This is a genomic window from Paenarthrobacter sp. CM16 (assembly GCF_013179505.1).
In the GTDB taxonomy this organism is placed as follows: domain Bacteria; phylum Actinomycetota; class Actinomycetes; order Actinomycetales; family Micrococcaceae; genus Arthrobacter.
The window spans coordinates 1-7,028 of record NZ_JABMCX010000243.1 but is presented as its reverse complement, the minus strand read 5'-3'; the positions used below and the strand labels follow the sequence as shown (position 1 = coordinate 7,028).

Here is a 7,028-nt window from a genome sequence, read left to right as displayed (position 1 = left end):
CACTGCCCAACAGATCCGATCGTCCTTCATTAACGCCAGCCGCTCCGAGGCTGCCCGGCTCAACCTCCCCCGTGACTTCGAAACCATCAACTGGGACAACCTGGAATTTCTGGGTTGGCGTGATGAGAAGATGCCCCAGCGCGGATACCTCGTGGTTCCTCATCGGGGAAAGCTCACCGGAATCATGCTCCGGGCACCCGAAGGCGGGTCCGGGAAAAGGCGTGTAGTCCTTTGCGAACTGTGCCGCGACGTCTTTTCGAAGGACGACGTTTACCTGTGGGTTGCCAAAAAGGCCGGACAATCCGGCAAGGACGGGAACACCGTGGGGACCCTGATCTGCGCAGAATTCGGCTGCAGCGCCAATGTGCGCAAGGAACCACCCGCCAACGAGATCAACCCGGACCCGGCCGCCGTCGTGGTTCGGCAGATTGCGGGGCTGGAAGAACGGACAGCGCAGTTCCTGGACCGCGTGCAGGCCAAGTAACCCGCTGAGTGACTCCACGTGGCCAAAGTAGGTAGCAGCAGATGCCGTTTAGAACGCTCAAAACGGCATGATCTGCTACCTACTTGGGCGGGTCACCCACGGCGGGGGCGACCCACGGCGGGTCACCCACGGCAGGGCTAGCGCAGGACGATGTCCACCGGGTTCGCTTCGGAACGCCACGCTCCCGGCTCGCCTGGTCCGGCGATGACGGGAGCCGTGAGCACGCCCGAGCGGTTGGTGCGCTTATCCCGAAGGATCTCGGTAACTGATCCAAGGTGCCGGGACAGGTCGATCACGTTTTCCGGAGCCGCCAGCAACAGCTGGAACCCGAACTCGTGCAGCGCCTTGATGCCCGCACCCGCGAATTCCTCGGAAGCCAGTACGAAGGCTTCGTCCATCATGACGGTGCCGTACGTCGTGAAGCCTTGCTCGGCGATGCCCAGCTGGTAACTCAGGGCAGCGGCCATGATGAACGCCGTGAAACGCTGGCGCTCACCGCCGGACATGGATCCGGTGTCGGCGTGCATGAACACTTCGGTCTTCTTCTTGCCCGATTTACCGGGGGCCTTGCCCGATTTCGACGCAACCTCGCGGTGTTCCTTGCACTGGATAAACAGGTGACCGCGAACGTCCAGCACCTCGGCCCGCCAACGCCGATCCTCCGGCGCCTGTGATCCGAGCCGTTTCACCAGCGTTTCCAGTGACTTGTAGCGCGCGGTGAGCTCAGCGTCGTCGTCCATTTCCGTTGCTGAAGCAGCAGCACCACGCGTCGGCCGAGTGTGTTTAGCCTTCAGGGCGTTCTGGATCGCATCCTTGAACTGCTTGGCCGTGGCCGGAAGTGTCTGTTTGATATCGAGTTCCAGGAAGCTGCCCTCATGGAAGTTGACCTGCGACAGAATGCCGTTGAGGGGCAGGATGCGGCTGGTGATGCTGCGCCGTTCTTCATCCAGCAAGTGCAGGAGCGTACTGAACGACTCGTGCGTGCGTTGATTGAAGAACAGCCGGAATTCGGCCTCCTGAGCGGGCAAACCGTCACTGACGATCGCGTGGTACCGGGATTCGAAGTCCCCTGCGGCACCTATCGACGTGCCGTGGTCAACGCTGATGGCGCTCCCCCAGTCACGCACAAAAGCTTCAAACATGCGGGTCAGCCGCTCGGCCGTCGCCTGCCCGCGGGACTCAGCTGCGTGCAGTTCATCGAGCAACTTATTGCGGACGCTGTTGGCCAGGTTGTCCAGCTCGTACAGTTCGGAGACGTCAGCGACGCCGTCGAAGTACGGCTCCAGGGCCGTGACGGTGGAGCCCGACGGCGGTGCTTGCTCCAGCTTCAGCCTCGCGGCATCGAGCAGGCCGTCAGCTGTGGTCATCTTGTGGTCCAGCGCCTTGTATTCGCTCTGGAGCACAGCGGCCGAGCCTGTGGAAGACTGGTGCTTTTCTCGCACGGCTTCGATGTTGGCACGCAGCGGCTCCAGATCCGCCTGGGCCGCCAAGGCGTCCACCAGGCGCTGCTCGATCCGGGCCAGTTCCTCCGCAGCGACGGCTGCCGAGACCTGCTCCCACGGCCGCTCGTCTTCAGCGACCCGACGCAGGGCTTCCAGCTGCCGCGCCATGCCTTGGTGCGAATCCTCACGGCTCTGGGCAAGCTCCGCAGCCTTCACGAGCTCGTTTTCCAACTCGTCCACACGCGCTGCCACCAGCTCCAGCTTGGAAGCATTATCGAAACCGAGGACGTAATCCTGCCGGCTGGTGAAACGGTCGTCCTTTTCCACGGTGTGCCGGTTGCGCTTGACCACGCCACCCAGGCTCAGGCCCTTGTCCATCCCGGCCAGCTGGTCGGGGTCCTCGACGCACGGGTACGCAAAGTCCAGGGCGATCCGCTCACGGATCCATTCGCCGGCGTCGGCATTGGCACCCGAGGTGAGGATGCTCAACTTAGTCAAGAGGTCGCCGTCGGACACGTCCTCCACAGCCAGCGCGCCGCCGGCAAGCGGTTTGGACACGTCGACGGCGCGGAGTGCGCCCCGCACAGCGTTGTCGTTCAAGTACCGGGTCACGGCCGCGAAGTGTTCGCCGGGAACCAGCAGCGTGGTGGCGAGGTTACGGAGCGCGCGTTCCGCGGCCGGACGCCACTGGTCCTGGCCCTCAGCGAGATCGATCAGCTCGCCGCCAAACGGCATCCGCTCTTCCGGGATGCCGGTTGCGGCTGCGATCGCCGCCCGGTTTTCAATGCTCGACGGCGGCAGCAGCGACTTGCGCGACCGCAACGACAACAACTCCTGCTGGGCCGCCGCGAGTTCACGTTTCTTGGTCGCATGGCCGTCGAAGGCCTCAAAACGAAGTTCCTTGAGCGCCTCGGAATCGTCCTTCAACTCCGCAGAGCGGGCCGCCGCCTGCTCATGCGCCTGATCCCAGCCCTCGGCGGTCCACTCAAGATTCAGTCCCGCGTCAGCCAATGCCTTCTTGGCCGAATCCTCAACCTGCTGGCGCAATTTCAGGCCCACCCGGGCGTTCTCCAACGACTGCTCAATGGCCGATATCGCGTTGCCGCCACGGTTGTTGTAGTCCAGTTCAAGGTCGCGGAGCTCCTTGGCCCAGGCGTCCCGCACCGTACGCTCAGCGGCGAGCTCCTGTGCCTTGGTCTGCGCCAACTCCTTGAAACGAGCCAGGGTCTTGGCGTGCACCGTGACCGCAAGCTGCTGCTTGTAAGCCTCGAATTCCTCGCCCGCCAGCTCCCGGAGACGGTTCGCGTCCAGCAACGCCTGCGCGTACTCCTTGTTCAGCGCCGGAACCGGTGCCAACTGGTCCCGCTGCTGCCGAACGTCCTCCAACCGTTGCCGGATGGACATCAGGTTGCTGAATTCCTCCACCACGTCATCGGCGGCAGCCAGCGTGGCCGGAGCATCAAGCACCTGGTCCCGGAAGAACGTGTTCACGCTGCCGCCCAGGCCCTTGCCGGCCTGAATCACGCGAAGCAGCGGCAGCGCCTGGTCGGAATTAATGCCCAGAAGCCGCCGGAAGCGCTCCGCGAACGCCTTATGGACATCGAAAACCTGTCCGTCCGGAAAAATCGACTCCAGCGCGCCCTTGGTGAACCGCCTCTGCGCGATCCCCTCAATGGCCTCGAGGTCCAGCGGCTTGCTGTCGATCACATAGAAACGACCGACGCTCGACTCCGTGCCGTTCTTGGGAAGGTCGAACAGCGCCGACACCGTCACCTTCGTGCCGGCCGCGTTATCAAACGTCAGCGCGACGGCGGACCACGTGGCACCAGGGCGCTGGAAGGCACTGGCAGAGCTATCGCCCACCGCCTTATCACCCACCTTGCCGCGCATGTAAGTGAACGTGGTCCTCTTGTCCTCCACAGCGCCGCCGGACCGCTGGGCGGCGGCCTCATTCGAGCGTGGACGGGCATCGAAAACGCGCAGCATCGCATCAAAGAGAGTCGACTTGCCGACGCCTGAATTACCCGTAAGGAGTGTGCCCTTACGGTCCACGTGCATGGTGTGGGCGCCGTGGAACGTGCCCCAGTTGACCACTTGGACGAGCGCCAAACGCATCTGGCCGGGGTTGGTGAGCTCACCGAGCGGGAGCATGCTTGCGATGGTCACTTGCCAGCCTCCTCTGTTGCCGGGTCGCCTATCGTGGCGGTACCGGACACATGCTCTGCGGACCCGCCACCTTCGGAATCGTCGTCCAGCTCGTCACCCGTGGGGGCGGGGTGGTTGGAGTCGGAGTCGAGGTCCAAGAGTGGTTCTGTGCCGGATTCGTCCGCCGCTACTGCAACCAGGGCTTCGATTTGGGCCGGGATGTCGCCGATGTTTTCGAAGGGCAGGGCCAAGGGGAGCGCGTTGCTGATGGTGTAGGTGTCGTCCAGCGGGGTGGGGAGGAGGAGTTGGCGAGCCAGGAGTTTGGTGATGGTGCGGGTGACCACGTCAGAGTCGCGGAGGGCGTCTTGCTGGCCGGCCGGAGTGTAGTTGGCGACGAGGTCCGAGATCTCTTCGCGGGTGATCGTCGGGTCTGTTTGGGCCGTGATGTGGCGGTCCAGCAACAGCCGCAGGCGCAGCAGGACGATGGTTTCCACGCGGCTCAGTGCCCGCTGCTGCCGAAGGATGCTTGACCGGGAACCGGCACCGACGATTTCGGGGTCGACGGGGCGGAGCACCGCGATCTTGCGGTCGTGATCGAGCTGGAGCGTGAGGAACAGCTCGGACAGCCTGCTACGGAGGATCAGCTGGTTATCCAGGAGCGTGGTCCAAAGTTTCTCGTCCCGACCACCGTCGATGTACGGGCCCTTGAGCAGTTTCACCAGAGCATGCCGGACCTTCAGGGGAAGCACACCGGTGTCGCCGGGGAACAGCGCGGCGCCGTCCACGAACGAGTCGCGTGGTGTGACCCGGAACGGGTCAGCATGGTTTGCGTCAGCTGCAGCGGTCGGGTCACCGGCAGCGACCTCGGCCGCCTCCTTGGTGACCTCATCCGCTTCGGTGATGTCCGGCGTGGTGATTTCTTCAGTCATCAGAACCCTCATTCAGCGTGACGACCGGCAGGTACGCGGTGCGGATGCTGCCGTCGATTTGTTCGAAGTCGATGTGTTCCCAGGCGGCCCGATCGAAGGCCGCGCCCGTCTGCAGTGCCATGGACAGCAAGGTGCGCACAGTGTTGATGTGCCGTTCCTCGGCCGGCAGGTTCTCCCAGGCTTCACCCAAAGTTGCGGCTCCGGCCATGGCTGCCCGGACCACGGCTGGCCGCGCCTTGCCGGTACGGGCAGACCGAACCCTGTCCGAGTCGCTGAAGGCGATGGGGTCCGCGAGGCGGGGTGGCGTGGCGAATTCGTCGGGGTCGAAGAGCTTGACCATGGCCAACGATTCGAACCCGGCGTTGAACAGCACCGGCCCCGGCACCAAACCCGGCCTGTCACGTTCGTAGGGCATGGAGCGGATGGCTTGCTCGGCCTCGGCCAGAACCTTGCGGAGGCTGACGGACTGCCGGACGTCGTCGCTCTGGATGTACGTGTTCAGGCTTTCAGAAAGCTTGCCGTAGATCCGTTGGATCTGGCTGTGCTGATACCGCAGCTCTGCCACCAGGTTCTTAAGCGTTTCGCGGTCTTCCTGGGAGAGGTCGTCCGCGAACTGCCGGCTGAGCACTTCACCGATCGCCGAACGGAACCGCAATTGCTGCTGCGGATCCTCCAGGAAAGCGGTGAAGGATCGGAAGGTTCGGCCTTCAGGGCTTTGCCGCAGCCGCTTGTCGGCTTCCAGGACCTGGGCCATCGTGGCGCCCTTGCTCAGGGATTCCTCGATGATCTGGTTGCGGAGCTCGCCCACAAGGTCTTCGATGCGGTCGCGCATCTTCTTGTAGTCCGCGGGCAGGCTGGCTGCGAGGTCAAGGATGTTGCCGGCGGCTTCCACGGCTTCTTCGTCATCCAACAGGCCATCGAACTCGCCCGAGCTGATGTCCTCCACCAGCTGCCGGCGTTCCTGGATTTCTTCCTCCAGGGCCTCCAGGCGGGCGCTCTGGTCCGGGTTGGTTTCGTTGGCGAGTTTCTCCACATCGCCCAGCAGCGTGCCGAGCCGCGATCCGTTCAGCGTGGAACGCTCGCTGGAAAGGCTGTCCAGGAAAGCGAGCACACGGGCAGCCGGTTCGGTAACTTCGTAAACGATCCGGCCCGACTGGTTTCGGCGCGTCAGGAACTGCTTCCTTGTCCATTCGTCGCCGAACAGCTTGCCGTTCTGCTGACCGCCCAGCGTGGGGTCCTGGCGGCGGAGCTGCTCAAGGAAGGCGTCGACGTCGGCATGGAATTCTTCCAGCGGAAGCTGCGGACGGGTTCGGGTAAAGGATGCCTGCAACACCGCGATCACCCATGGTGCCGAACGCGTCAGGGCCCATGCGGGCCCCTTGGTCAGCTGTTCGAGGTCACGGAGCCTGGCGCTGATGGCATCGGCGGAGGACATGGCTGAACGGGACAATTACTCTCCTTCAGCTGCTGCGAAACCTGGCTGGCAGCGAAAACTGCCCCGTACAAGGTTAACGCAGAGCATCAGGACCTCCCCACCGCAACCATTTCGTAACCTACCGTGCGGTATGGTTTCGATCCCATATCAACGCGACTCCGGGGCGTTTCCGCTCTGGCCGGAACGCACCCCCACCCCTAGTGTCAGAACATCGACGCAGCCACGCCGCGCCGACCCACGCACCGTCGCTCCGGGGGGAACCATGGATTTCGATTTCACTGCGCTGGAAACAGGCACGTACGTAGTTATTGGAACGCTGGTATTTGCTGCGCTTTTGGTGGCATTCATCGCAGCAGCAGCTATGGCAACAATCATTCTTATTGGCACCATGGGGATGGTCTGGTATGCCGTCAAAGGCATTCTGGGCGGCCTTGTCCATGGCATTAACTTTGCGTGGGACCGTGTGGTCCACCACGCCGGACAAGTGGAAATTCCGGCTGAATTCCAGCCGCAGATTTCCACTGGCACGGGTAGCTACCCGCGGGTAGCATTGAGGGACAGCTGAAGGGTTCCCACCCGAGGCGGACCCTGGC

General features: G+C 63.4%; 5 protein-coding genes. 2 read left to right on the top strand and 3 right to left on the bottom strand.

What is annotated here, in order from left to right; all coding sequences use genetic code 11:
* Positions 1–484, top strand: a 484-nt coding sequence (locus HP499_RS18215; protein ID WP_172325599.1) for an FBP domain-containing protein, incomplete at its 5' end; no start/stop codon positions are given.
* 137 nt (positions 485–621) lie between these two features.
* On the opposite strand, the gene HP499_RS18210 is transcribed toward HP499_RS18215, so the two are convergent.
* The 3 genes from HP499_RS18210 to HP499_RS18200 are packed head-to-tail and all read right to left on the bottom strand — an operon-like array spanning position 622 to position 6,450.
* Complete coding sequence (locus HP499_RS18210; RefSeq protein WP_172325598.1) at positions 622–4,092, bottom strand: ATP-binding protein; 3,471 nt, start codon at positions 4,090–4,092, stop codon at positions 622–624.
* The gene (locus tag HP499_RS18205; protein ID WP_172325597.1) at positions 4,089–5,000 is read right to left on the bottom strand and encodes a DUF4194 domain-containing protein; all 912 of its coding nucleotides are present in this window, start codon (positions 4,998–5,000) and stop codon (positions 4,089–4,091) included. The genes HP499_RS18210 and HP499_RS18205 overlap by 4 nt, the downstream gene beginning before the upstream one ends.
* Positions 4,993–6,450 (bottom strand): DUF3375 family protein, encoded by a 1,458-nt coding sequence (locus tag HP499_RS18200; RefSeq protein WP_253951679.1) that lies wholly within the window; start codon positions 6,448–6,450, stop codon positions 4,993–4,995. Before HP499_RS18200 ends, HP499_RS18205 begins: the two co-directional genes overlap by 8 nt.
* Before the next feature lie 247 nt (positions 6,451–6,697).
* Here HP499_RS18200 and HP499_RS18195 point away from each other — a divergent pair, with 247 nt between their 5' ends.
* Positions 6,698–7,000 (top strand): hypothetical protein, encoded by a 303-nt coding sequence (locus HP499_RS18195; RefSeq protein WP_172325596.1) that lies wholly within the window; start codon positions 6,698–6,700, stop codon positions 6,998–7,000.
* Positions 7,001–7,028: the final 28 nt, after the last annotated feature.

What these genes read in the sequence shown, in the direction of transcription:
- HP499_RS18195 (WP_172325596.1), top strand. Translation starts at nt 6,698, where the DNA reads ATGGATTTCGATTTCACTGCGCTGGAAACAGGCACGTACGTAGTTATT.
- HP499_RS18205 (WP_172325597.1), bottom strand. Translation starts at nt 5,000, where the DNA reads ATGACTGAAGAAATCACCACGCCGGACATCACCGAAGCGGATGAGGTC.